We start from the raw sequence: 23,745 nt of genomic DNA, 5'->3' as shown, positions 1-23,745 counted from the left end.
CGGCGGGGCGGAGGGTCAGCTCGGCAGATCGGGCTTGGTCGGGTGATCACGGCTGATCAGCTGCGCCGCCAATGTCGATACCGGCACGTTCATTTCCTGCGACAGCGCACCGAGCATGTCGAAGGCGCGGATGGCATCGACGTCGAAGCGCTCCATGATGATTCCCTTGGCCTGACCGATTCGATCTCGCGAGGCCAGGGCGCTGCGAAACTGCTCACCACGACGAGCGCTCGACAGCGCGATAGCCGCGTGGGTGGCCAGGTTCAGGGCCGAGTCCTCGGTGTCGGGATCGAACCGCCCGGCACCCTCGGCGAGCAGATTGAGCGCACCGAGTTCTTGTCCGTCGGTGTAGAGCTGGATGGACAGAACCGAGCGAACCGGTGTCTGCTCGACAACCGCACGAGTCAGACGGGGCCACCGGTCCTCTGTTTCGACATCCTCGATCCGAACCGTCTGATGAGTCCAGATGGCCTCGAAACACGGGCCCTGACCATGCTCGTGCTGCAATGCGTCGAACGTGGGAGGAGCATCTCCGGTGGAAGCCGTCGATTCCAGGTACTCCGGGCGTCGCCCCTTGCTTGTTCGTCGGACCAAGGTGACCCCCGCATGGTCCACCCCGTCGAGCAATCGCACGGCGGCTGCCGTGACCTCCTCGAGCACCTGCTGCTGCGTCAACGAACCCAGCGCAACGGTGCCGTGCGCAGTGAGAGCCATCTGCGAAATTCGTTCGTAGATGTCGACCTGTTCCACGTCTGCCCCTTTCGCCCGCATGTGTCCTGTTCGTACCTTCTCACATCGACGCGATGGCGCGGCTGTCCCGACGATCCGCCCCGACGATCCGCCTCGGCGATTGAGGTGGGCCGTTTCGGGGCATACGACTGTCTCGGATCGTTTTCCGTGCGATCGCCACACCGCGAGTGCCCCACTTCCAGCCCCGGAGTATCGGCGAGCACCGATCATGCGCTCACGCAACATCACTAGAGATTCCGGAGGCCGAATCGTGCCCACGAGCAGAGACACCACAGCCAGCTGTGAGGAAGTGTGGAACGTTCTCGCGAACGGATGGACGTACGCCACCTGGGTGGTCGGTGCGTCCCGAATTCGCGCAGTCGACAACACCTGGCCCGCCGCAGGATCCGCCATCCACCACTCTGTGGGTGCCTGGCCCGCCGTCCTGAGCGACGTCACACGTTCGGTGGGAACTCACGTCGACCGCGAAATCCGGCTCGAGGCCCGAGCGTTGCCCTTCGGCAAGGCGTCGATCACGGTGCGGCTGCACCCGATTGCCACCGGTTGCCGCATCGAGATCATCGAGCATGCGATCACGCCGCCATTCGACCTGGTGCCGAACCGGATTCAGCATCTGTTGGCGCATCCGCGCAACGCCGAGGCGCTCCGTCGGCTCGCCCTGCTCGCAGAGCGCTCCACGACTCCGTGAGCAAGTCCCCACTGCGACAAGCAGTCTCGGGAAAAATGCTGTTCGTGTTCATTCTCGGCGATGTGCTCGGTGCCGGAATCTACGCTCTCGTCGGCGAGATCGCGGGCGAGGTCGGCGGAGCCATCTGGCTTCCCATGCTCGTCGCCCTGCTGATGGCACTGCTGACCGCTGCGTCGTACGCAGAGCTCGTCACCAAGTACCCACGGGCAGGCGGCGCGGCCGTGTTCGCGCAACGGGCCTACGGAAGACCGCTCGTGTCTTTTCTGGTGGGCTTCTCCATGCTCGCCGCCGGCGTCACCAGCGCAGCCGGATTGGCGCTCGCGTTCTCGGGCGACTACCTGGGTGTGTTCCTCGACGTGCCCGCCGTGCCAGCCGCGGTGGTCTTCCTACTGCTGGTCGGGTTGCTCAACGCACGCGGAATCACCGAGTCTCTCCGGGCCAACCTCGTCATGACGGTCGTCGAGGTGTCCGGGCTCGTCGTCATCATTGCGCTCGCGGGCCTCGTCCTGGGCCGCGGTGACGGTGTGCCGTCTCGGGTCCTCGAATTCACCGACCGGACAACTCCGACGCTCGCAGTGCTCGGCGCGGCTCTGCTCGCGTTCTATTCGTTCGTGGGATTCGAGACGTCGGCCAACATCGCCGAAGAAGTCGAGGACGTGCGCCGGGTCTATCCGCGAGCGCTTCTCGGTGCCGTCACCGTGGCCGGGGTGGTCTACGTGCTCGTCGGTCTCGCAGTGTCCACCGTCGTGCCCGCCGACACCCTGTCGCAATCGACCGGTCCGCTGCTCGAGGTCGTCGCCGCTGCCGATGCAGGCATTCCGCCGTGGGTCTTCAGCCTCGTCGCACTGGTAGCGGTCGCCAACGGCGCACTGCTGACGATGATCATGGCGTCACGACTGACCTTCGGGATGGCGCGCGACGGTCTGCTCCCCGGAGCGCTGGCCAAGGTTCTGCCGGGCCGCAGGACTCCGTGGGCGGCGATCGTCGCCACCACGGTGGTCGCGATGGTGTTGTGCAGCACCGGTTCTGTCTCTGCGCTTGCGGAGACAGTCGTACTGCTCCTGCTGTTCGTCTTCATCAGCACCAATGTCGCCGTACTGGTACTTCGCCACGACAACGCAGACACCGACCACTTCCGAACGCCCACAGCACTTCCCATCTTGGCGCTGATCACCTGCGCGGTTCTGCTCACCCAGCAGTCGGGAGCGACGTGGCTTCGTGCCGGGCTGCTCCTCGCTGTCGGAGTCGCGCTGTACTTCGTCGGTACTGTGCTGACCAGGAAGACTACGATCGAGCAAAGGAGTACCTCACGATGACGACCACCGAGGTCGATGCGGTCGTGATCGGCAGCGGCCACAACGGATTGGTGGCGGCCGCAGCAATGGCAGACGCCGGCTGGGACGTCGTGGTTCTCGAAGCCGCCGAACACCCCGGCGGCGCTGTGCGCAGTACAGAGTTGGTTCCCGGTTTCACCAGCGACCTCTTCAGCGCCTTCTATCCGATGGCGCTGGCGTCGCCCGCCATGACGGCGCTGGAGCTCGAGCGACACGGCCTGCAGTGGTCGCACTCCCCCGCGGTGTACGGCCACGCGCGATCGGCGCAGGACACCGACGCCCCGGTCGTACATCACGACGTCGACGCCACCGCCGCGCTGTTGTCCCAACACGACGCGCGAGACGGCGAGACCTGGCTGCGACTGTTCGAGCAGTGGGAACGCATTCGCAAGCCGCTCCTCGATTCGCTGTTCGGGCCGTTTCCGCCCGTGTCACCCGCGGCCCGGCTGGTGCGCGTCCTCGGGGTGGCCGAGACACTGCGTTTCGCGCGATTCGCGGCCCTCCCCGCCCGGGTGATGGCACACGAGCTGTTCCACAGCGAGGCAGCGCGTTGCCTGCTGCTGGGCAATGCCATGCACGGTGACGTGCCCACCGACGCCCCCGTGAGCGGAATGATGGGGTACCTGCTCACGATGCTCGCCCAGGACGTCGGCTATCCAGCCCCGGTCGGGGGCTCGTCTGCATTGACCGCTGCTCTGATTCGCCGGGGGGCTGCGTCCGGCGCTCGGGTCGAGTGCGGGCAGTCGGTCGAGTCCATCGACGTACGCGGCGGCCGCGCTCGCGCGGTGCACACCGCGGCCGGAGACACGTTCCGTGCACGCCGAGCCATCGTGGCCGACGTGTCGGCACCGGCGCTGTACGGCTCTCTGCTTCCGTTCGACTCCGTTCCGCGTCGCGTCCACGACGACCTGCGCACCTTCGAGTGGGATACCCCCGTGGTCAAGGTGAATTATGCCCTCGATCGCCGAATTCCCTGGAATTCACCATCTTTGGCCGACGCGGGCACGGTTCACCTGGGAGCGGACGACAACGGTCTCGTGCACTGGGCAGCAGACCTCACCACCGGAGTTCTCCCGCAGAGCCCGTTCATGCTCTTCGGCCAGATGACCACGGCCGATCGGAGCAGATCTCCGGAGGGCACCGAAAGCGCCTGGGCCTACACACATCTGCCGCGAGGCGTCGTCGACGACGAAGCGGCCGACACCGTGGCCGACCGCGTGGACAGAGTTCTCGATGCTCATGCACCGGGATTTCTGGACTCGATCGTCGGGCGGGTCGTGCAACGGCCGAGCGATCTGCACGGTGCCGACGACAACCTGTACGGCGGAGCGGTGAACGGCGGGACCGCACAGCTCCAGCAACAGTTGATATTTCGGCCGACACCAGGGCTGGGGCGGTCGGAAACCCCCGTCGAAGGACTGTTTCTGGGTTCTGCGTCGGCGCACCCCGGCGGCGGGGTGCACGGGGCACCGGGCCTCAACGCTGCTCGGGCAGCGCTGGGGCAGCGCGGAGTACGCGGCTGGATGAAGAAGAAGATCAACAGTTCGCTGATAGAACTCCTCGCCAGATGACGGCGTTACCGAATCGAGACTTTTCGTTACCGGTTCGAGATCTTCGACAGAGCCTTCCGCAATGAGGCGCTGACATTGTTGAAAGCACAACGACTCAGCGTCTCGCATCCCTCGGGTACACCGACCGGAACGAGCGCTTCGGGGAAGAGGTAAGGACATGCTGACGAGCACCGCAACCATGGAACGCTCCATTCTCGACGGCGAGGGCGTCTTCCGACTGGAGACCGTGTCGAGTCCGGACGGCAGGAATACTCTGCGCGCCTTCGGCGAGCTGGACATGTCCACCCGGGCCGAATTCGTCCACGGCCTCGATCGCCTTGCGTTCACCTCCGACCATGTGACGGTCGACCTGTCGGAGGTGTCGTTCATGTACTCCGGAGTAGCCAACGCGATCATCGACGCCACGTACGTGCATCCGGGCAAGATCGCTGTCCTCGCGCCCGCACGATCGGTGCGCATGGTTCTGGACGTGCTCGGCGCAGGCGCGCTGGTGGTAGACGACTTCCGGTCGTGAATCGGACTCGATAACAGGTAACGTCGAGGACATGTCAGAGGACCCGACCGGAGGACCGTTCGAGATCGTGGCGGCCGAGCACGACTCGGCGACCGTGCTCACCGTTCGAGGCGAATTGGATCTCGATACCATTCCCGAACTGTCCGCCACCGCGTTTCCAGCGGCCGACTCTGCAGCAGGAGGTCTCGTGGTGGACCTGACCGACGTGAGCTTCCTGTCGTCGAGCGCAATCACCGTGCTGGTGCGGGTCTGCGATCGTCTACCCGACCCCTCCCGGATGGCATTGGTAGCGGTGAACGGTGTAGTGGTCCGGCCCGTACAGCTCAGCGGTATCGACCGCGTGATGGCCACGTTCACCACAGTTCCTGACGCTGTGGCCCACGTGCGGTCGTCGGCGTCCGACGACGGGACCGCTCGATGACCCGCAGATGCCGGTCGGGTCGTCGATCGTGACCGCCGACGTACCCGGGTCCTCACCGTTGCGCTGGAGCCACACGGCGCAGGCCGAGTCGACAGTGGCGAGCACCATTCGCCGGCGGCTGCACAGGTGGGTTCTCGAACTCGGTGTGAACAGCGCGCTGGTGGACGACATCGTGCTCGGGGTCTACGAAGCTCTCGCCAACGTCGTCGAACACGCCTATCACTCGGCACCCGAGACCGGAACGATGACGATCACAGCTGCCTACGAACACGAGACGTTGACCGTGACCATCTCCGACACCGGAACATGGCGTCCACCGACTCCGACCACCAATCGCAGTCACGGTCTGCAACTCGCCGCTGCCGTATCCGACGATCTGTCGGTCGATCATCGACCCGGTCTCGGCACGGTGGTGACCGCGGTGTGGAGCAAGCCACTCGCTGCGGCTGTTCACACCGAAGCGACCGACCGCCCGTACTGACTCGGAAGGACTGCACATGACCGCTTCGGCTGCCGAACTACTCGCCTCCGCGCCCTGCGGAGTGTTCTCCGTCGATGTCGGCAGCGGCAGAATCCTGTACGCGAACGCTGCCGCAGCTCGTATCACCACTCGCAGCCGCGACGCTCTTGTGGGAACCCGAGTGAGCGACCTGTTCAGCTCCGAGTTCGCGCCGGTGTTGGCGGACCTGCTCGTCGCGGCATCCGACTCCGAATTGCCGATCGGGGCAACGGCGCAACTGACGGGTGGACCGGGCAGTGCGTCCGCGACTGCAGTATCGGTGCTGGCGAACAGTCTTCGCGCGAAGTCGGGTGCCATGACCGTCACCGTGACACTGCACAACGAAACCGAACGCCGCGTACGCGAGAAGGACTTGGTCGACGCCCGAAGGAATGCAGAGGCGGCGCAGGACGACGCGGAGGCAGCTCTCGACAGGTCTCAGGACGCGCTGGGAGAAGCGGAGGAAGCACGAAAGCTGGCCGAGGCCGAACGGACTCAGGTTCAGATCTTGGCGTCGACGCTTCAGCGGACTCTGCTACCGCCGATCCTCTCCGCTCCCACCGGCATGAACGTCGCAGCCCACTATCACCCCGCGTCCATCGACGAGGTCGGTGGCGACTTCTACGACGTTTTTCCACTCGACAAGGACACGTGGGGCTTCTTTCTCGGTGACGTGAGCGGCAAGGGTGCCGGTGCCGCCGCCGTCACGTCTCTGACTCGGTACACCTTGCGGGCCGCGGCAGTGTTCGACCGCAACCCGGTCTCGGTGTTGGAAAACCTCAACACCGTTCTGCACCACGAGTTTCACGGCGACGACCCGAGGTTCTGCACGGTGGTGTTCGGCACCATCACTCCGCGATCGAACGGCGCATCGGTACACCTCGCCAGCGGCGGGCACCCGCCTGCGATACGCGTAACGCGCGACGCTGCAGTCGATTTCGTCGACACCACCGGTGGGCAGCTCGTCGGTGCCCTGTCCGAGCCCCAGTTCGTCTCTTCGTCGGTGACACTGCAGCCCGGTGACGTCATCGCGTTCTACACCGACGGCCTGACCGAGGCCATCGTCGGTCCCGGACGAACTCGCTTCGACGACGACGGGAGCCTCGAGTCCTTCGTCGCGGAGAAGGGCCCCACTTCCGCTGCGAAGATCGTCGACGACCTCACCGTGCTCTTGGCGTCTTTCGGCGACGGACTTCAGGACGACGTGGCGCTGCTCGCCTTCGACGTCCCCCCGGTGGGCACCGACGCCGAATCCGTCGACGAGTAGCCCTCACGTCCGAACGCGATCAACGAGGCAATATTCCGGACAGGAACACCTTCAAGACGTTGTCGGTGACTTCCTCCGGTGATTCCGCGGACCGCGTGACAGCTCTGATCACGACGTTGTTGGCGAGCATCGTCGCCAATTCGCTCGCCGATGCGTCGGTGGCGAAGTCGCCGCTGCGCTGACCGCTCTCGATGATCGGGGTGAGTGCGGACGGCACCGGAAGGTGTTCCCTGATGGTGGTCACGGTGCCGGGCTCGTGAAACTGCTCGAAGCTCAGTGCAAGGAGCATTCCCGAGCTCATGGCGCGGTTGCGTGCCACGAACTCCGCCAATCGAGTCACCGAACGAGTGAGCGCGACAACGGGCTTCACCTCCAGTCGCGCGTCCGCACGACCGAGCCGGAGAACCCGCTCGAACTCGGGGATGAGCGCGGAGACGATGATGTCCACCTTGCTCGGAAAGAGTCGCTTGAGGTCGGTGACCGTGACCGCGGAGGCAGCGGCGATATCGGCGAGGGTGACCGAGAAGTATCCGTGCTTCGCGAAGAGCGTCTCGGTCGCCGCGATGACATCTGATTCGACGTCGACCCGTGAATGATCGAGGCCTTCGAGCAAGGGCTGGACATCTGCCTGCACTGTGGTCCGATCCCGTCGATCCGAGTGCACCGGGTCCACCGCCCAGTCCAGTAACGACTCGACGGCCGCGGACACTCGCGCCGAGGACATCGTTCCCGGGTCGAGGCTCTCCTGAAGGGCAAGCCCGTCGAGCAGAGCCACGAGGACGGTGGACAGTTCGGCGACCGTCAGTGGTGTTCGCACCGAACCACCGAGCGCGCGAAGCCTGTCCAGGACGGCTCCCTCGACGGCGCTGCCCATGGCATCGAATTCGGGTGCCAACGAGGAACGGGCTCCGCCGTGATCGGAGGCGATCATGGCACCGATCATCTTCCTGCGCAGCAATCCCGAGCTCAGTTGCTCGAAGTAGGCCATGAGGTCCGGGGACGGGTCATCGGGGCCGCAGCCAGGGGGTGAGTACTGCAACGTCACGTGGGCGAGCAGATCTTCCACGAACGCTTCCTTGCCGCCGCGCTCCCCGGTGCGGGAAGACCCGGGATACACGTTGTGAAAAGTCTGATGCGACAGTCCTGCCTCGTTCACGACCGCGGCGATGGACAACGATCTCGCCACCACCGCCATATCGAGATCGGTCAGCATGCGTGAACCCGCCCGCAACAATTGTTCTCGTGGTGTGGATTTCGGGCTCAACTACAACCGCCTACTGCTGTTCGATCCGATGGACAATGGACTCTATCAATCAGCACGTCCCTCACTCGTTTTATGCATTTGTAAAACGCATTGTAGAACTACCTAAACTTGAGTGAATTTCCTCGAATCCAATGGTGTTGTTTCATATTTCACGACGTGGTCGGATGTTCGAAACACCCAAGACGGACAACGGGGGTCGGATGCCATGCGAGCAACGAACACGGATGTATCGACCGGAACAGTGCCCGGTTCGGTGATCCACCCCGCACCGGGATTCGCGCCTCGACGCAGTGCGTCGGCCATGCGGTCCCGGACGGCCGCGAAACTGGTCGCCGAAAGGCCTCGGCCGACGCCGTCCGTCACCACGTTCGCCGATCCCGGCCTGACCGCGCGTGAAATCGCGGTTCTGGGTGCCTGGTTGCGCTGCGACTCGAAACAAGAAGTGTGTGCGGTTCTGCACATCGCACTGGGCACCGTCAACACCCACTTGTCTCGCATTCGTGTGAAATATGCCGGGGTCGGCCGGGCCGCACCGACCAAGGCGTCGCTCGTCGCGAGAGCACTGCAGGACGGCCTGGTCGCCCTGGACGACCTGTAACAACCGGTGCCGTTACCGGCAGTTCTGTAGCCGATTAGGGCTCTCCACGGCCGTGTTGAATGTTAGGTTTCCACGCGCACGATGTACTCATGCCGATGGTGGGGGCCATGACAATTCTCGGAGGATCCGCGCTGCGCTCGTTCGTCCGTGGGGCCGTAGCGCTCGCGCTCGCAGCCTCGGTCTCTGCGGCCGTTCCAGCAACAGCATCCGCCGAGCCCATGTCGGGCCGCACCGAACGCGAGATCGGGTCGTCATCACCCGTCACCGGCGTGGTGGCCACGGTCGTCGGTCTCGACGCACCGCTCCCCGGCGACTCCGGGGCGCACCCGGCAGAGTGCGACCGACTTTCCTATCTGCGCTACCGCGCGGCGGACGGTCCCGAGAATTCGGCGGACGCCGATCGAGTGCTGGTGGCTCAACCAGGAATTTTCGAGGGTGCGGGCGCATTCGAGTCCGTGGCCCGCAACACGGTCGCCGCAGCAGACGCGGAGGGCAGACATATCGAGTTCTGGGCCCTCGACCGACGTTCCAACTGCCTCGAGGATCACACCGGGACTCAGGCTGCGCTCGCCGCCGAAGACCTCGACATCGCCACGGATTACTACTTCGGCGGGGGAAGCGCAGACGGCCGCACCTTCGCTGGGTATTCAGACGGTGCCGACACCGCCTGGTTGAAAGACCAAGGTTTGGTACAGACCATGCGAGACCAATACGTCGTTCTGCGTCTCGAATTTCCGGATCAGGCCGTTCGTCGACAAAAGGTGCTGTGCGGCGGGCATTCACTCGGCGGATTCCTGACCGGCTACTTCGCGAACTGGGATTTCGATGGCAACCCGGCCACGACCGAAGACATCGGCTACAACCAGTGCTCCGGGTATTTCGCGTTGGACACCGTCATCAAGGCCGGCCCACCGAATCCCATCAGGACTGTCGACCTTCCGGAGATCCCGTCCGCGCTGGCCGGTCCCATCGCAGCCGCGTCGGGCGCGTTGACCGACGTGTACCCGGTCACGCGATTGCCCGCCGTCATCAACCCGGAAACGACGAATCTACTGGCGATCGCAGGGCTTGCCGCTCGATTGAACCCGACGGGAGTCAACGACGTCGTGGACAGACTTCCGCGCAGCCTCAACTTCGATGCGACACTGCGGACGTTGCTGTCGAAGGATCCGCTGATGGCCGCGACAGGGGTGCCCGACATCAGGACGCTGTACGCAACCAACGAAGCCGTCGTCGGTGCTCTGCTCGACGACAACTCGCAGCCACTCGGCTTTCTACAGACCAGCGTCGGCTTCATCGGCAGCGGACCGGTTCAGGACAAGTACTTCCCGATGCCGAACGACGTGATCGCAACGATTCCGTTCCTGGGGCAGGTCTTCGGTAGCGACCGCAAAGCGGCGCCGACGAGTTACGGAGATCCGTCCGTCGTGTACACCTGGCAAGATTACGACGAGATGACCCCGAACGAGTACACCGATCCCTCGAAGGAAGTCACCTCTATCTCTCAGATCGCACGGAGCCTGAGCGAACCGCCGCTGGACTTCACCGAGTGGTACTTCCCGACGGCCATCACCACCGATCTCGGCCAACCGACCGCGCCGTCGATCGCCGCTCACTACATCTACCGTGACGGCGTGAGCCGCAACCCCGTGCTGACCCTGCAAGGCGACGGCGGTCTCGATCTGGGTGCATCCGACAGCCCGAACGACGTTCCCATCATGCTGTACGGCTACAACCACCTGGATGTACTGACGGCAGCCCAGCAACAGAACAACGGTTTGCCGGAGCAGGTTTCGACGCGCTTGGCAGAATTCAGCCGATGATCGACAAACCTGCACTGATGTTGCTGCACGGCGTCACCATGTCGGGAGCAGCGTGGGACGACGTCGTGCCGCTGCTCACCGATAGGTTCGACGTCATCGTTCCCACTGCGGCCGGTCACCGCGGAGGTCCGGCGCTCGGCACCGAAGCGACGATTGCCGCCGTCACCGACGCTGCCGAACGCCAACTCGACGAGCGTGGCCTGGGTGCAGTTCACCTCGCTGGAAACTCGATGGGCGGATGGATGGCCGTCGAACTGGCGAGGCGGGGACGCGCACGATCGGTCTGCGCTTTCTCACCTGCAGGACTGTGGGTGAAGGACGAGAAGCCCGGGGCCAGCCGAGCCACCTTGATCCGCACCAAGAAGTTGGCCGACGCGACTCGGCGTCTCGTCCCGCCGTTGATGACGTTCGGCCTCGTTCGCCGAATTGCCATGCGCGACATCGCGGTCCACGGATACCGCATGACGCCGCAGCAGGCCCGTCGATCGTTCCAGGATCTCGTCGGGTGCGAGGCGGCGTACGAGTTGCTGAACACCCGCGAGAGCATGGATCCACTCGTCGACCTTCCGTGCCCGGTCACCGTCGCGTGGGCCGCTCACGATCGAATCTTTCCCCCGGCGGAATTCGTTCCCGTTGCCCAGCAGCGGCTACCTCGGGCCCGGTTCGTCACCTTGCCCGGCGTCGGCCACGTTCCGATGATCGACGACCCGGTTCTGTGTGCCCGAACGATTGTCGATTCGATCGAGGATCAGGCGGGCTGACGCGAGAGCTCGTCACGCTTGCGCTGCGAGCGCGCGTCCGGCCTGGCGGCCCCCGAAGATGCACCCGCCCAGGAACGTTCCCTCCAGCGAGCGGTATCCGTGTACTCCTCCGCCGCCGAATCCGGCAATCTCGCCGGCCGCCCACAGCCCCTCGATCGCATTCCCCGTACTGTCGAGAACGCGGCCCTGAAGGTCCGTTTGTATGCCGCCCAGCGTCTTTCGGGTGATGATGTTCAACCGCACCGCAATCAACGGCCCCGATTTGGGATCGAGAATTTTGTGCAGAGACGCGGTACGCGCGATGCGCTCCCCGCGCGAACGACGGGAATTGTGAATCGCGGAGATCTGCAGGTCCTTGGTGAACGGGTTGTCGACCTCACGGTCGCGAGCCTCGATCTGCCGCCTCACGCCGTCCAGGTCGATCAGGTCCTCGCCGGCGACCCTGTTCATTCCCTGTACGAGTTCATCGAGCGTGTCGGCGACGACAAAATCCTCGCCGTTCTTCTTGAACGCCTCGACCGGTTCACTTGCACCGGGCAAGACTCGGCCGAGTACGAGCTTGAGGTTCTTGCCGGTGATGTCCGGGTTCTGTTCCGATCCCGACAGCGCGAATTCCTTCTCGATGATCTTCTGGGTGAGGACGAACCAGGAGTACTCGAACCCGCTGTCCTGGATGGCTTTCAATGTTCCGAGGGTGTCGAAGCCCGGGAAGTTGGGAACCGGGAAGCGTCGACCACGCGCGTCGAACCACATGGACGACGGTCCTGGAATGATTCTGATTCCGTGGTTCTTCCAGATCGGGTTCCAGTTCTTGATGCCCTCGGTGTAGTGCCACATCCGGTCCTTGTTGACCAGACGACCGCCGACCTTCTCGGTGATACCCAGCATGCGGCCGTCGACGTGTTCGGGAACTCCCGAGATCAACGATTTCGGAGGTGTTCCCAGACGAGCCGGCCAGTTCTCCCGCACCAGATCATGGTTCGCACCGATGCCACCCGCGGTGACGAGCACGGCACCGGCGTACAACTCGAACTCGCCCACCTCGACGCGACTGCTGCCCGCACCGCGTTCCGCTCGGCTGAGTTCGAGAATCGCGCCGCGCACTCCCTCGACCGCACCCGATCTGACGACGAACTCGTCGACTCGATGGCGAAAACCGAAGCGCACCAGTCCCTTGTCGGCGGCCTCGCGGACGCGGCGCTCGAACGGTGCGACGACGCCGGGCCCGGTACCCCAGGTCAGGTGGAAGCGCGGAACCGAGTTGCCGTGGCCGTCGGCAAGATAGCCGCCCCGTTCGGCCCAGCCGACGATGGGAACCCACCGAACCCCCTGTGCGTGTAACCAGGTCCGCTTCTCCCCTGCCGCGAAGTCGAGGTATGCCCGTGCCCACTGGTGACCCCAATAGTCCTCGCCGGCGGGATCGTCGATACCGCGATCGAATGTCGCGGTGCCGAGCCAGTCCTGCCAGGCCAGTTCAGCGGAATCCTTGATACCCATGCGTCGCTGCTCCGGGGTGTCGACCATGAACAGCCCGCCGAGTGACCAGAACGCCTGTCCGCCCAGGTTCTGCTCGGGCTCCTGGTCGAGGAGGAGCACGCGCTTTCCCGCGTCGGCCAACTCGGCGGTTGCCACCAGTCCGGCCAAGCCTGCGCCCACCACGATCACGTCTGCGTCCATCGCCCCACTCTTCTGCTCGACCCGGATGTCTCCCTCGACTGTGCTGTCGTCGGCACCGGAACTCAAGGAAACCGACTCGAATGACTATAGGATTTATCAGGTACTGACAAAGCGTGGGAGGTGGATCGATGTACCCAGCTCGGGTCGCCGTCGTCGCGAAGATCGAATCGGAGCTGGGCCCCGTCGTCGCATCGGCAGTACACGCGATTCGCGACGCAATCCCGGTCTACCGGTCACTGCAGGGTGCACAGTTGGCCGATGTCGAGGCCATCGCCTATTGGTCACTGAGGCGGTTGATGGCCCTGTGGGCGCATGGCGATCGGACGATCGACGACCGTGACCACAGCCGATTCCGCGCGATAGGTGCCGCGCGCGCAGCAGACGGGCGCCCGCTCGCCGATGTGCTGCGTGCATATCGAGTCGCGTCGAGCGTATTCGTTCGACACGTGACAACCGAGTATCTCGATGTACTCGACCCACCGGACATTGCCGAACTCGGCCTCGGCGTGCTCGACGCCATCGACGCAATCTCCGAGGAAATCATCGGCGCGTACGTCGTTGCGCGCGAACAGCTCACGTCCAACCGCGCGCAGGCGCATGCCGCGCTGCTCGACGACCTACTGGCTGCCAGACACAACTCACCAGGGACGGTGTCGGATCGTTCCCGCGAACTCGACCTGAAACTGCCCACGCACCCGAGTCTGCTTGTCGTGCAATCGACAGATCCGGGCCGACCCATGTCCGACGACACCGTCGAATCGCTCGTTCTCGCATTGGGACTCGTTCCGCCGGACCGCACCGCTACAACGGGTCAGCGGAGCCACTTGTGCACACGGCGCGAGCAACGCGCGATCGCGTTGCTGCCACCATCGATCCACCGCGCCCAGGCGGACCTCGCGTGTCGAGATCTGCTGCTGCGCGGATGCATAGTGGAGAGATCGACCATTGCCGGGATCAGCAGTTCGTGGCGACTCGCCTCGGAAGCACTGGACACCGCACCGGATCACGCGTTCGACAACCGGGCGCTGCTCGATCAGGGTGACGGTCAGCTGCTGGCACTGCTGACCGCGCGCCCCGCCGCGGACACGAGCGAGGTGGTACGTAGCGTGCTCGGTCCGCTGACCGAGGCGACGAACGAACATATTCTGCAAGGCCTTTCGGCCTTCATCTCCACCGGCACGGCAACGGCTGCCGCCACCCGACTACAGGTGCACCCGCAGACTTTGCGCTACCGATTGCGCCGGGCTCAGGAACTGACCGGCCGAGATCCGCGTTCGGCGTGGCATCGACTGGTGCTGGATACCGCGATACAACTACGCCAACTCGGCTGAGTCGGCCGCCACTCATCCTGCCGTGAGCAACCGACTGCGGAACAACTCCAGCACCTGATCCAGGGCCTCTCGTGTCGGTTGCCCGGGCTCGTCGACAAGTCCTTCCGTGACAACGGAATGCGGCGGTCCGAAGGCTTCCGGGTTGAACGAGGAGTCGGGCAGTTCCACCGAGACGAATGCCTCACCGAGTTGCTCGCGTAGGAACTCGAACCGTGCGGGTGGACACATCCTGTCACCCTCGAACCGCATACCCAGAACGGTGAGCTCCCCTGCAGCGCAACGACTTTTCACCTTGGACAGGTCGCCGGCACCGATGTCGATGGAACGACTGCGCGACTTCGATGCCGCGAACGGAAGTGACGGTTGCGAAAGCACCGGTGCGATCAATCGATCGTCGGCCGCCATGGCGAGAGCGAATCCGCCGGTGAAGCACATTCCGATCGCACCGACGCCCGGGCCGCCGCACCGCTCGTGCTCCTGCGCTGCCAGAGCTCGCAACCACACCACGATGCGCGACGACTTGCCGGTGGCCAGGATGGTGAATTCGCGACTGATGCACGCAGGCACCATGGCACGAGAGAGGGTGGCAACGGTTCCGAGCACTCCCAGAGGCGCGGCCAGAGGATCTTTGCCATCGACGCCGAACAGGTGCGGAACAACCGCAGTGCACCCGATCCCGGCGACGGTGCGCGCGAAGCCCGCGACCTTCGGAGTGATACCCGGCATTTCGGACATGACGATCACCGCCGGTCCGGTACCGATGCGATACACGGGGGCTGTGCGCCCGTCTGCGGTGAAGTCGGTTCGCTCGAAGTCGGCCAACGTGTCATCGGTCATAAAAGTACGTCCTTCTCGGGAGAGGCGAAGTCGGTCTACCGCGAGTACTCGCGCAGCAGGAGGTAGAGCGGTGCGGCGAAACAGATTCCCACCGAACCGGTACCGACGGGCACCAACCACCAGTGCCTGACACCGTTGTCCTTCGAGTCCCATCGTGACCAGAGCCCGAACGCGACGCTGGTGATACCGAGATCGGCCGTCAATGCACGATTCGGCGTCGAAGCGACCCACTCGGCGAAAAAGGCACCTGCACTGTCTCGACTGACGCCGTGCTCTTTGAAGTACGTGACGACGAAGGTGTTGGGGACGACGAAACCGATGACGGTCAGAAGGAGCAGTAGGCGTCGACGAGTGACATCTGCAGTTCTCATGCACTCAACCTAGGCCACGTCACGATGGTCACGGCGTGTCGCGCGGAACCTGACGATCATCGGCCGGCACGGCCCCGGCCGGCGGTACGATCTCGGGCAGAATCCCCCGGCGAAGGAGTCCGTAGTGCGCAGCACACCGTATCGGTTCGGCCTCGGAGTTGTCATGGCCGTCGTTGTCGCGCTGGCGATTCCTACGAATGCTGCCGCGGCGACGACCGAGCATGTCAACCTCGGTGACAGCTTCAGCGCGGGCAACGGCGTGCTGCCACTGGCACCGGGCACCCAACTGCGGTGTCTGCAGTCGGAGCAGAATTTTGCGCACATCGTTGCGCGCGAGCAGGGCTACAGCCTCACCGATGTCAGCTGCGGCGGTGCGGCCACCGATGACTTCTACGCACCTCAGTTCGAGGGCACTCGGGCGCAATTCGATGCGTTGTCACCGTCCGCGGATGTGGTGACACTGATGATCGGCGGAAACGACAACAGCGTGTTCTCGGGTGCGATCGCAGCATGCGTGAATGCGTTGGTGACCCACGCCGGCGCATTCGATCCCTGCGCGCAACAGAACGGAAACAGCTTCGACGACAAGATCGTCGACAGCACGCTGCCGTCCGTTCGACAAGCATTGCGAGACATACATACTCGCGCTCCCGAGGCAAAAGTGATCATCGTCGGCTACCCGTGGCTCATCCCGGCCGCGAGCACGTGCGCACCGCAGGTCCCCGTTGCGCTCGGTGATGTTCCGTATCTGCGCAACCTCCAGTCCACGCTGAACGATGCCATTCGCCAGGCGGCCGCGGACACCGACACGACGTTCGTCGACATGTCCGTGGTGTCGGAGGGCCACGACGCCTGCCAACCCGTCGGCGTGCGGTGGGTGGAACCACTCCTGTTCGCAGACCAGTTCGTACCGCTGCACCCCAACGCTCTCGGCGAAGCCGCGATTGCGGCAGCAGTGACCGAGGCCCTGACGGCCTGAACTCACTCGTCGATCGGCTGATTCGGAAGCCATCGGTGCCCGAACGGGTCGACGAACACGGCGACCCGGCCTGCGGGCGGGCTGTCCTCGGGACCACGCACCATCGCAGTTCCCGCAGCCGTCACGCGCTCGGCCGGTTCATCTACGTCGTCGCCAGCGAGGTGCCGAGGTAAGGAGTGAGCGCGTTCACGATCGCACCGTGTCGGCGAGTGCAGTCTGGAACGACCACAGATGTCCCTCGGGATCGCGAACGCTGTACTCGCGGACGCCGTAGGGCATATCGGTGGGCGCGTAATCGATCGCTGCCCCGCTCGCCGCCACACGAGAGTGATGGGCATCGACGTCGTCGACGAGGATCGCAAGCGATGCGGTCACTGCACCGGTTGTCAACGGCGACACCATCCGGTGCTCGGGGGCCTCGCGATGTAGCCAGACCACACCGTCTCCCGCATGAACCTCTCCGTGCACCGCCCTCTCGCCGTCGTACTCGATCGGTCCCGGTGCCAGTCCGAGAACGTCGACGAGGAAGGAGTGGGCTGCCGCGATGTCGCGGTAGACCAGCAACGTGGTGCGCCTGGTCACCGCGGGCTCGTCGGTCGACAGGCCCGACAGCAGGTCCAACAGCGCGTCGTCGTTCGGACGAGAGCCCTGCAGGAGCCTGTCCTCGACTGCCCGAACCCGTTCGCGCACCCGAGCGAGCTCTGCCATCCGGTGGTCCAGGTCGGCCAGATGCTGCCGAGTCAGGTGCTGGAGATCCATCACTTCCGGATCGACATCGGCAAGCGGAGTACCCAATTCGCGGAGCAGCCGAATTCGGTACAGCCGATCGAGATCTCCCCCGTCGTATCGACGCCTACCCCCTCCGTCGCGGTCCGGAGCGAGCAAACCCAACTCTTCGTAATAGCGCAACGTGCGCTCGGTGAGGCCGGTTCGGCGGGCAACGTCACCGATGCCCCACGTGGTGGAATCGCTGCTGTTCATACGGGCAACGGTAGAACCTCACGCCACGTCAGGAGCAAACTCCGCCGATCCGGATCACACGTCCTCGAGTCGAATTCCCTTGGTTTCCTTCATGTAGAAGCAGGCGACGCCGGTCATGGCGGCCAGGAACATGATGTACACGCCGAAGACCCAGCCCAGATCGAGTCCGAGGAACAGCTGGTTGAGATACGGCGCAGTTCCGCCGAACACCGCCACCGAGAACGAATAGGCGAATCCGATTGCCTGCGTGCGGAGTCGGGTGGGAAAGCTCTCCGACAGTGTCGACGACAGAATCGAGGCCGGGACGGCGATGACGAGCAGCGCCACGGTCGACGGGAGCAGCAGCGTCCACCACTGTGTCGAGATCAGCATCGTCAGCGGGATCTGCAGCACGAACATCAGCACGGCGAAGGCGGCCAGCATCGGTCGTCGACCGATCGAATCCGAGAGACGACCGAAGAACGGTAGAGACACCAGCGCTATCAACTGAGCGACAACGAGCATCCAATACGCGGTGTCCGGATTCATCCCACGCTGTGTGATGGCGAACGTCGATACGTACGAGGTCCAGGTGTAGTGCGCCGCAGTGATTCCCGACGTCATTCCGATCATCAGCACGATCGCCTTCACGACGGTCTTGCGTGCGATCGGAGCCTGTTCGACCTTGTTCTGCTCCGAATCGAAGACCTCGCTCTCGTCCATGTTCTTGCGCAGATAGAGAGCGAACAGCGCCAGAAGTGCCCCCAGCAGGAACGGTATGCGCCAACCCCATTGACCCACAGCAGAATCCGACAGAGTCGAAGTGATGACGCCGCCGACCGTGTACGCCAAGGCGGATCCGCCGAAGATCGCGACGAACGCTACGCTGCCCCACATGCCACGTCGATTCGGCGGTGCGATCTCGCCGACGTAGGAGTACGCCGTCGCCGACTCGCCGCCGTGCGCAAAACCCTGCATGACGCGCGCGAGCAGCAGCAGCACGGACGCCCAGGCCCCGATCGCGCCGTAGGTGGGCATGATGCCGATCAGCAGGCTGCCCGTTGCCATCATGAGCATCGTGGTGACGAGGACGAACTTACGGCCCTTCTTGTCCGCGATCCGTCCGAACACGATGCCGCCGAGAGGCCGCATCAGGAATCCGACGGCGAACACCGCCAGCGTGGACAGCAATGCCGAGACCGGATCGGTCCGGCTGAACATCGCTGCCGCGATGAACGGTGCAAACACTGCGTAGGCGCTCCACTCGTACCACTCGAGCACGTTGCCGATGGTGCTGGCGAACAGCGATTTCTTTCGCGAGGAGATATCGGGCGTCGAGCGGGTGTCCGGTGATGATCCGACGGTCATGGAGTGTCGCTTTCGATCGAATAATGCTCGGCAGAAACAGGTTTGAGTGCTGCGCGCCGAATCTTCCCCGTCTGTGTCTTGGGAAGTTCGTCGATGATGTGTACAACCTTCGGTCGCTTGTAGGCGGCGAGTCGATCACGCGCGAAATCCACCAGGGCGTCCGGTGTCACGGTGGTGCCGTGCCGAAGAGACACGTAGGCCACCACCGATTCACCTTGGTAGGCGTCGGGTCTGCCCACCACGGCAGCCTCGAACACCGCAGGATGTTCGTAGAGGGCGTCCTCGACTTCCCTGGGCCAGACCTTGTATCCCGACACGTTGATCTGGTCCTTGAGTCGGTCGACCAGATACACCCATCCTTCGGCGTCGATGATCGCCACATCTCCCGTACGAAGACGACCTCCGGGCATCGTCGACGCGGACGCCTCGGGATTGCGCCAGTAGCCCGCAACCACCTGTGGACCCGAGATCTCCAGCTCCCCAGCGATTCCCGGGGCAGTCGGCTCCCCCGAGGGATCCAACGTACGCAATGTCACGCGCGGCAGCGGCAATCCGATGGACAGCGATCCACTCACGGCATCCACCGGTGCACGCACGCCGGGCGGAACGGCGATGACGCCCGCCGTGGTTTCGGTCATGCCGTACGCATTGTGGATGTAGCAGCCGAATGCGGACTCGAACGCGGTGACCGTGGCGGGTGGAATCGGTGCGCCTCCGGAATACAACGCCTTCACCGACTCGAAATGGGCACGAGTCGCACCCGCAGTCTCGGAGATCGCGTTGAACACCGTGATCGAACCGATGGTGTACGTGATGCGATGCTCGACGAAGGCATCGAGAGTCACTGCTGCGTGAAAACGATGGGCGAAGACGAGCACGCAGTCGCGCATCAGGGCCACCGCTGCATCGAGCATCGCGCCGGTGATGTGGAACAACGGTGCGACGGCGAACACGACGTCGCCGTCGACGAGACCGGCCCGTTCGCCGAAATCGAGGGCAGTGGCGAATGCGTTCGCATGCGAGATCTGCGCGCCTTTCGGCGGACCCGTGGTTCCGGACGTGTAGGCCAGAAGCGCGAGATCATCCGAGCGCAGGGCGAATCGGGGAATGGATCGGCCGCGGTAGCGGTCGATCAGACCCATCAGATCGTCGTCGGGCCGTGGTGCCACGCGTGACGTCGACGAGAAGACTCGTGGGTCGTTGCGCGTCTGCAGGTCCAGTCCACTGGTACTCATGAGCAGTCGAACCGTGCTGCCCCCCACCGTCGTGCCCACCGCATCGAGATCGTGTTCGTCGCAGACGAGCGCGATCGGTTCCGCGTCGTCGATCAAGGTACGCAGTTCTCGGTTGCGATACATCGGGTTGAGGATCAAGGCAACCGCCCCGATCTTCCACAGAGCGAGGAACATCAGGGGGTACTGCGGAATGTTCTGCAGATAGATGCCGACACGATCGCCCTGTGACACTCCTCGATCGATCATGGCTGCGGCAAGAGCATCCGACGCCTCGTCCACCTCGCGGACCGTGAGCACGGTGTCGAAATACGCCAGGGCCGGCCGGTCCGGGGCGTCGAACACGCGGTTGCGCCAGGCGTCGAGGATGGTTGCGGGCTCGGTCGCACTGTCGAGGGTCATGGACGGCCCTTTCGGTTGAACAGGATCTCGGCCCGAACGGACCGACCGAACACTCGCTCGGTCTGCGTGTCCACAGTGTTGCGGATCACAACTTGGGTGTCAACCCACTGCGTGGCGGCCGACCATTCCCGAGTCGCCCTCTACGGTAAGCGCATGACAGCGACCCACACCTGGCGCACGTACGAGGGCTCGAACCTCTCCCCAGCATTGGCGTCGGCGCTGAACACCTTCGTCGAGCAGGGGTACCACGGCACGTCGGTACGGCAGATCGCGGCAGGTGCCGGCCTGTCCGTCCCCGGCCTCTACCACCACTTTCCATCGAAGCAAGCCTTGCTGGTCGGCATCATGGATGCGTCGATGGACGAACTGCTCGAGCGGACTCGATCGGCCGAGAACGAGGCGGGTTCGTCGCCCATCGATCGGTTCGACGCAGTCGTGGAGTCACTGTTGCTGTTCCACATTCACCGGCGCGACGCCGCCTTCGTGTGTTCTACGGAAATTCGTAGTCTCGACTCTGCGAATCGCGCCGCGTACATCGCCAAGCGGGACGAGGAACAACGCCTGCTCGACGCAATCGTCCTCGACGGTGTCGAGTCCGGCGTCTTCGACACCCCACATCCGGCCGATGCCAGCCGAGCCGTCACCACCATGTGCGTCGGACTTGCCACCTGGTACCGCCCCGACGGCCCGATGGCACCGGGCGAGCTGGTCGCCGTGTATCTCGATATCGCCCGGCGAACGGTCGGTGCCGTGAACGGCATTCGCGAGTAGCACCGGGTTCCTTGACCCGGCCGGGTGATTGTGTCAATCTTCGATGGGCCGAGCGAGTGCTCGGTCGGTAGACAGGGAGTGCACCGTGGCCATCGATCTGACGTTCGACCCCGACATCGAGAAGTTGATCGAGAGAACGCGCACGTTCACTCGTGAGCACGTGCTTCCCATCGAGGACCGCTTTCTGGGAAACGTCACCGACGCCGGAGGTGATCGGCTCCGCGTCGAGATGCAGGCAGCTGCCAAGGACGCAGGCGTGTTCGCACCTCATGCGCCCGTCGAATACGGTGGCCACGGTCTGTCGATGAACGACCGTGCTCCGGTGTTCGAGGAAGCCGGCTATTCACTGTTCGGCCCCATCGCACTGAACCTCGGTGCGCCCGACGAGGGCAACGTCCACATGCTCGCCCACATCGCATCGGCGGCGCAGAAGGAGCAGTTTCTCGCTCCCCTCGCGCGTGGCGACATGCGCTCGGCGTTCGCCATGACCGAACCCGCCCCGGGTGCCGGCTCCGATCCGTCGGCCCTCACCACCGCAGCAGAACGAGTCGCCGGTGGTTGGAAGATCAACGGGCACAAGTGGTTCATCACCGGTGCCGATGGAGCGGGCTTCTTCATCGTCATGGCTCGAACCGCAGGCAAGCCAGGAGATCGAGGCGGGGCAACGATGTTCCTGGCACCCGCGGATACTGCGGGCATCACGGTCGGCCGTCACATCGGCACCCTGGACAAAGCGATGATCGGCGGGCACTGCGAAGTGTTCTTCGAGAACGTGTTCGTACCCGACGAGAACGTGCTCGGGGCAGTCGACGAAGGATTTGCCTACGCCCAGGTTCGTCTGGGGCCTGCCCGCATGACCCACGTGATGCGCTGGCTCGGTGCCTCGAGGCGGGCCCACGACATCGCCGTCGCGCAGGTTGCCCGGCGCGAAGGATTCGGCGGAAAGCTCGGCGATCTCGGCATGGTGCAGAAGATGGTCGCGGACAACGAGATCGACATCGCGGCCACCCGCGCACTGCTGATCAAGGCCTGCTTCGAGTTGGATCGCGGTGGGCACGCAAGCAACGAGACGTCCATCGCCAAGACCTACGCCGCCGAGGCGATCTTCCGCATCGTCGACCGGAGCATCCAGATGTGCGGGGGGCTCGGTGTATCGGACGATCTCCCGTTGGCGAGACTGTCGCGCGAGGTCCGTCCGTTCCGCGTCTACGACGGCCCGTCCGAGGTGCACCGCTGGGCCATCGCCAAACGGACGATCGGTGCCGCCAAGCGCGCCGCGCAGGGAGCACAGTCGTGAGCGAACTGCCGGGCATGAATCGCGATGCGCTCGAACAGTTTCTGCGCGGGAACGGCATCGAGATCGACGGTGCACTGACGGTCGAGATGATCAGTGGTGGTCGGTCCAACCTCACGTACAAGGCGTACGACGACTCCTCGACATGGGTCGTTCGTCGACCCCCAACCAGTGGTCTCACCCCCTCGGCGCACGACATGGCCCGCGAGTGGGCCGTCACCGAAGCCCTTGCATCCACCGATGTTCCGGTCGCTCCGACCGTCGCCTTCGATCGGGACGGTTCGACGCTCGGTGCACCCATGACCGTCGTCGACTTCGTCCCCGGCCGAGTCGTTCGCACTCGTGCGGACCTCGATGATCTGACGGACGGACAGATCACCCAGAATGCCTCCGAATTGGTCCGGGTGCTCGCCGCTCTGCATGCCGTCGACCCCGATGCGGTCGGCCTCGGCAGCTTCGGACGGCCCGAGGGGTTCGTCTCGCGTCAGGTCGCGACGTGGGCTCGACAGTGGCAGCGCGTCAAGACTCGCGATCTACCCGATGTCGACCGACTCCACCGCGCGCTGGAGGCAGCGGTACCGGCACGCTCGGCGGCGTCCATCGTGCACGGTGACTATCGCGTCGACAACACCATTCTCGACGCCGAGAACGTCGGTTCCGTTGCTGCAGTGGTCGACTGGGAGATGTCGACGCTCGGAGATCCGCTCACCGACGTTGCGCTGATGTGCATCTATCGTCAACCGGTGTTCGACGCGGTCCTGGGTGCGGACGCGGCATGGACGAGCGACCGATACCCCTCGGCCGACGATCTCGCACAGCAGTACGCAGTGGAATCGGGTCGCCGACTGGAGAACTGGGGTTTCTACCTAGCCCTGGCCAATTTCAAACTCGGTGTGATCGGAGAGGGAATCACCCACCGGGCGCTGTCGGGTTCGGTTACCGGGGCCGGTGCCCGCAACGCCGCGGAGGCCACCGGGGAGTTCATCGCCGCCGGACTCAGGGCGCTGTCGGGCACCACCGACTGAGCCGAAAG

At 64.3% G+C, this 23,745-nt stretch carries 24 protein-coding genes; 15 read left to right on the top strand and 9 right to left on the bottom strand.

The features are described 5' to 3' along the window. Window positions 1-15 precede the first annotated feature (15 nt). Window positions 16-750 carry a GAF and ANTAR domain-containing protein gene (locus CH275_RS21685; protein WP_256991152.1) on the bottom strand — a complete coding sequence of 245 codons (735 nt, stop codon included), beginning with the start codon at window positions 748-750 and terminating at the stop codon, window positions 16-18. A 208-nt stretch (window positions 751-958) separates the two neighbouring features. Between CH275_RS21685 and CH275_RS21680 the strand changes: the two genes are divergently transcribed. The 7 genes from CH275_RS21680 (at window position 959) to CH275_RS21650 (ending at window position 7,044) form a co-directional block, all read left to right on the top strand. Next, entirely contained in the window at window positions 959-1,438 is a 480-nt protein-coding gene (locus CH275_RS21680; RefSeq protein WP_179276270.1) for an SRPBCC family protein, read from the top strand. After that, the gene (locus CH275_RS21675; protein ID WP_256991151.1) at window positions 1,435-2,754 is read left to right on the top strand and encodes an APC family permease; all 1,320 of its coding nucleotides are present in this window, start codon (window positions 1,435-1,437) and stop codon (window positions 2,752-2,754) included. Before CH275_RS21680 ends, CH275_RS21675 begins: the two co-directional genes overlap by 4 nt. After that, complete coding sequence (locus CH275_RS21670; protein ID WP_094680256.1) at window positions 2,751-4,343, top strand: phytoene desaturase family protein; 1,593 nt, start codon at window positions 2,751-2,753, stop codon at window positions 4,341-4,343. The genes CH275_RS21675 and CH275_RS21670 overlap by 4 nt, the downstream gene beginning before the upstream one ends. A 157-nt stretch (window positions 4,344-4,500) precedes the next feature. Next, window positions 4,501-4,857: an STAS domain-containing protein gene (locus tag CH275_RS21665; protein WP_094680255.1), complete on the top strand. Its 357-nt coding sequence runs from the start codon at window positions 4,501-4,503 to the stop codon at window positions 4,855-4,857. A gap of 31 nt (window positions 4,858-4,888) precedes the next feature. Beyond that, window positions 4,889-5,278 (top strand): STAS domain-containing protein, encoded by a 390-nt coding sequence (locus tag CH275_RS21660; protein ID WP_094680254.1) that lies wholly within the window; start codon window positions 4,889-4,891, stop codon window positions 5,276-5,278. Between the two features lie 28 nt (window positions 5,279-5,306). Then, entirely contained in the window at window positions 5,307-5,759 is a 453-nt protein-coding gene (locus CH275_RS21655; protein WP_256991150.1) for an ATP-binding protein, read from the top strand. A gap of 16 nt (window positions 5,760-5,775) precedes the next feature. After that, a complete protein-coding gene (locus CH275_RS21650) occupies window positions 5,776-7,044 on the top strand; it encodes a PP2C family protein-serine/threonine phosphatase (RefSeq protein ID WP_094680252.1) in 1,269 nt (422 codons plus the stop codon). A 19-nt stretch (window positions 7,045-7,063) separates the two neighbouring features. Here CH275_RS21650 and CH275_RS21645 read toward each other — a convergent pair whose 3' ends face one another. Then, complete coding sequence (locus tag CH275_RS21645) at window positions 7,064-8,257, bottom strand: TetR family transcriptional regulator (RefSeq protein WP_094680251.1); 1,194 nt, start codon at window positions 8,255-8,257, stop codon at window positions 7,064-7,066. A gap of 256 nt (window positions 8,258-8,513) precedes the next feature. Between CH275_RS21645 and CH275_RS21640 the strand changes: the two genes are divergently transcribed. The 3 genes from CH275_RS21640 to CH275_RS21630 all read left to right on the top strand — a co-directional run bounded on the left by CH275_RS21640 (window position 8,514) and on the right by CH275_RS21630 (window position 11,490). Next, window positions 8,514-8,906, top strand: coding sequence for a LuxR C-terminal-related transcriptional regulator (locus tag CH275_RS21640; RefSeq protein WP_143546850.1), 393 nt, complete (start codon window positions 8,514-8,516; stop codon window positions 8,904-8,906). Between the two features lie 107 nt (window positions 8,907-9,013). Then, a complete protein-coding gene (locus CH275_RS21635; RefSeq protein WP_256991149.1) occupies window positions 9,014-10,729 on the top strand; it encodes a hypothetical protein in 1,716 nt (571 codons plus the stop codon). Continuing rightward, window positions 10,726-11,490, top strand: coding sequence for an alpha/beta fold hydrolase (locus tag CH275_RS21630; RefSeq protein ID WP_094680250.1), 765 nt, complete (start codon window positions 10,726-10,728; stop codon window positions 11,488-11,490). The genes CH275_RS21635 and CH275_RS21630 overlap by 4 nt, the downstream gene beginning before the upstream one ends. Before the next feature lie 12 nt (window positions 11,491-11,502). Here the strand turns inward: CH275_RS21630 and CH275_RS21625 are convergent, their stop codons facing one another. Further along, window positions 11,503-13,167, bottom strand: coding sequence for an FAD-binding dehydrogenase (locus tag CH275_RS21625; RefSeq protein WP_094680343.1), 1,665 nt, complete (start codon window positions 13,165-13,167; stop codon window positions 11,503-11,505). Between the two features lie 128 nt (window positions 13,168-13,295). Between CH275_RS21625 and CH275_RS21620 the strand changes: the two genes are divergently transcribed. Further along, window positions 13,296-14,498, top strand: coding sequence for a helix-turn-helix domain-containing protein (locus CH275_RS21620; protein ID WP_143546849.1), 1,203 nt, complete (start codon window positions 13,296-13,298; stop codon window positions 14,496-14,498). A 12-nt stretch (window positions 14,499-14,510) separates the two neighbouring features. On the opposite strand, the gene CH275_RS21615 is transcribed toward CH275_RS21620, so the two are convergent. Both CH275_RS21615 and CH275_RS21610 read right to left on the bottom strand, forming a co-directional pair. Beyond that, window positions 14,511-15,335: a dienelactone hydrolase family protein gene (locus CH275_RS21615; protein WP_094680248.1), complete on the bottom strand. Its 825-nt coding sequence runs from the start codon at window positions 15,333-15,335 to the stop codon at window positions 14,511-14,513. 35 nt (window positions 15,336-15,370) lie between these two features. Beyond that, window positions 15,371-15,706 (bottom strand): DUF2834 domain-containing protein, encoded by a 336-nt coding sequence (locus CH275_RS21610; RefSeq protein ID WP_094680247.1) that lies wholly within the window; start codon window positions 15,704-15,706, stop codon window positions 15,371-15,373. Between the two features lie 124 nt (window positions 15,707-15,830). Here CH275_RS21610 and CH275_RS21605 point away from each other — a divergent pair, with 124 nt between their 5' ends. Beyond that, window positions 15,831-16,685 (top strand): SGNH/GDSL hydrolase family protein, encoded by an 855-nt coding sequence (locus CH275_RS21605; RefSeq protein WP_094680246.1) that lies wholly within the window; start codon window positions 15,831-15,833, stop codon window positions 16,683-16,685. A 2-nt stretch (window positions 16,686-16,687) separates the two neighbouring features. On the opposite strand, the gene CH275_RS30450 is transcribed toward CH275_RS21605, so the two are convergent. Genes CH275_RS30450 through CH275_RS21590 form a run of 4 tightly spaced genes read right to left on the bottom strand, consistent with a single transcriptional unit; the run spans window position 16,688 to window position 20,647 of the window. Then, entirely contained in the window at window positions 16,688-16,900 is a 213-nt protein-coding gene (locus tag CH275_RS30450; protein WP_373453734.1) for a VOC family protein, read from the bottom strand. Next, window positions 16,872-17,666, bottom strand: coding sequence for a MerR family transcriptional regulator (locus CH275_RS21600; RefSeq protein WP_094680245.1), 795 nt, complete (start codon window positions 17,664-17,666; stop codon window positions 16,872-16,874). Before CH275_RS21600 ends, CH275_RS30450 begins: the two co-directional genes overlap by 29 nt. A gap of 54 nt (window positions 17,667-17,720) precedes the next feature. Next, window positions 17,721-19,013, bottom strand: coding sequence for an MFS transporter (locus CH275_RS21595; RefSeq protein WP_094680244.1), 1,293 nt, complete (start codon window positions 19,011-19,013; stop codon window positions 17,721-17,723). After that, window positions 19,010-20,647, bottom strand: a complete 1,638-nt coding sequence (locus CH275_RS21590) for a class I adenylate-forming enzyme family protein (protein WP_094680243.1) — start codon at window positions 20,645-20,647, stop codon at window positions 19,010-19,012. Before CH275_RS21590 ends, CH275_RS21595 begins: the two co-directional genes overlap by 4 nt. 153 nt (window positions 20,648-20,800) lie before the next feature. On the opposite strand from CH275_RS21590, the gene CH275_RS21585 reads away from it, so the two are divergent. The 3 genes from CH275_RS21585 to CH275_RS21575 all read left to right on the top strand — a co-directional run bounded on the left by CH275_RS21585 (window position 20,801) and on the right by CH275_RS21575 (window position 23,737). Continuing rightward, complete coding sequence (locus CH275_RS21585) at window positions 20,801-21,418, top strand: TetR/AcrR family transcriptional regulator (protein WP_094680242.1); 618 nt, start codon at window positions 20,801-20,803, stop codon at window positions 21,416-21,418. Between the two features lie 85 nt (window positions 21,419-21,503). Next, a complete protein-coding gene (locus CH275_RS21580; RefSeq protein WP_094680241.1) occupies window positions 21,504-22,715 on the top strand; it encodes an acyl-CoA dehydrogenase family protein in 1,212 nt (403 codons plus the stop codon). Continuing rightward, window positions 22,712-23,737 carry a phosphotransferase family protein gene (locus CH275_RS21575; RefSeq protein ID WP_094680240.1) on the top strand — a complete coding sequence of 342 codons (1,026 nt, stop codon included), beginning with the start codon at window positions 22,712-22,714 and terminating at the stop codon, window positions 23,735-23,737. Before CH275_RS21580 ends, CH275_RS21575 begins: the two co-directional genes overlap by 4 nt. Window positions 23,738-23,745 lie beyond the last annotated feature (8 nt).

The sequence above is a fragment of the Rhodococcus sp. 06-235-1A genome (assembly GCF_002258785.1).
Taxonomy (GTDB): domain Bacteria; phylum Actinomycetota; class Actinomycetes; order Mycobacteriales; family Mycobacteriaceae; genus Rhodococcoides.
Note: the sequence above shows the minus strand (reverse complement) of the source record. Positions and strands in the feature narration are given on the sequence as shown.

Bases quoted from the DNA above. Each gene is read 5' to 3' on its own strand.
- CH275_RS21660 (WP_094680254.1), top strand. From the start codon at position 4,889: ATGTCAGAGGACCCGACCGGAGGACCGTTCGAGATCGTGGCGGCCGAG.
- CH275_RS21670 (WP_094680256.1), top strand. From the start codon at position 2,751: ATGACGACCACCGAGGTCGATGCGGTCGTGATCGGCAGCGGCCACAAC.
- CH275_RS21600 (WP_094680245.1), bottom strand. From the start codon at position 17,666: ATGAACAGCAGCGATTCCACCACGTGGGGCATCGGTGACGTTGCCCGC.
- CH275_RS21640 (WP_143546850.1), top strand. From the start codon at position 8,514: ATGCGAGCAACGAACACGGATGTATCGACCGGAACAGTGCCCGGTTCG.
- CH275_RS21635 (WP_256991149.1), top strand. From the start codon at position 9,014: ATGACAATTCTCGGAGGATCCGCGCTGCGCTCGTTCGTCCGTGGGGCC.
- CH275_RS21615 (WP_094680248.1), bottom strand. From the start codon at position 15,335: ATGACCGATGACACGTTGGCCGACTTCGAGCGAACCGACTTCACCGCA.
- CH275_RS21645 (WP_094680251.1), bottom strand. From the start codon at position 8,257: ATGCTGACCGATCTCGATATGGCGGTGGTGGCGAGATCGTTGTCCATC.
- CH275_RS21620 (WP_143546849.1), top strand. From the start codon at position 13,296: ATGTACCCAGCTCGGGTCGCCGTCGTCGCGAAGATCGAATCGGAGCTG.
- CH275_RS21585 (WP_094680242.1), top strand. From the start codon at position 20,801: ATGACAGCGACCCACACCTGGCGCACGTACGAGGGCTCGAACCTCTCC.
- CH275_RS21610 (WP_094680247.1), bottom strand. From the start codon at position 15,706: ATGAGAACTGCAGATGTCACTCGTCGACGCCTACTGCTCCTTCTGACC.
- CH275_RS21590 (WP_094680243.1), bottom strand. From the start codon at position 20,647: ATGACCCTCGACAGTGCGACCGAGCCCGCAACCATCCTCGACGCCTGG.
- CH275_RS21680 (WP_179276270.1), top strand. From the start codon at position 959: ATGCGCTCACGCAACATCACTAGAGATTCCGGAGGCCGAATCGTGCCC.
- CH275_RS21625 (WP_094680343.1), bottom strand. From the start codon at position 13,167: ATGGACGCAGACGTGATCGTGGTGGGCGCAGGCTTGGCCGGACTGGTG.
- CH275_RS21595 (WP_094680244.1), bottom strand. From the start codon at position 19,013: ATGACCGTCGGATCATCACCGGACACCCGCTCGACGCCCGATATCTCC.
- CH275_RS21665 (WP_094680255.1), top strand. From the start codon at position 4,501: ATGCTGACGAGCACCGCAACCATGGAACGCTCCATTCTCGACGGCGAG.
- CH275_RS21650 (WP_094680252.1), top strand. From the start codon at position 5,776: ATGACCGCTTCGGCTGCCGAACTACTCGCCTCCGCGCCCTGCGGAGTG.
- CH275_RS21630 (WP_094680250.1), top strand. From the start codon at position 10,726: ATGATCGACAAACCTGCACTGATGTTGCTGCACGGCGTCACCATGTCG.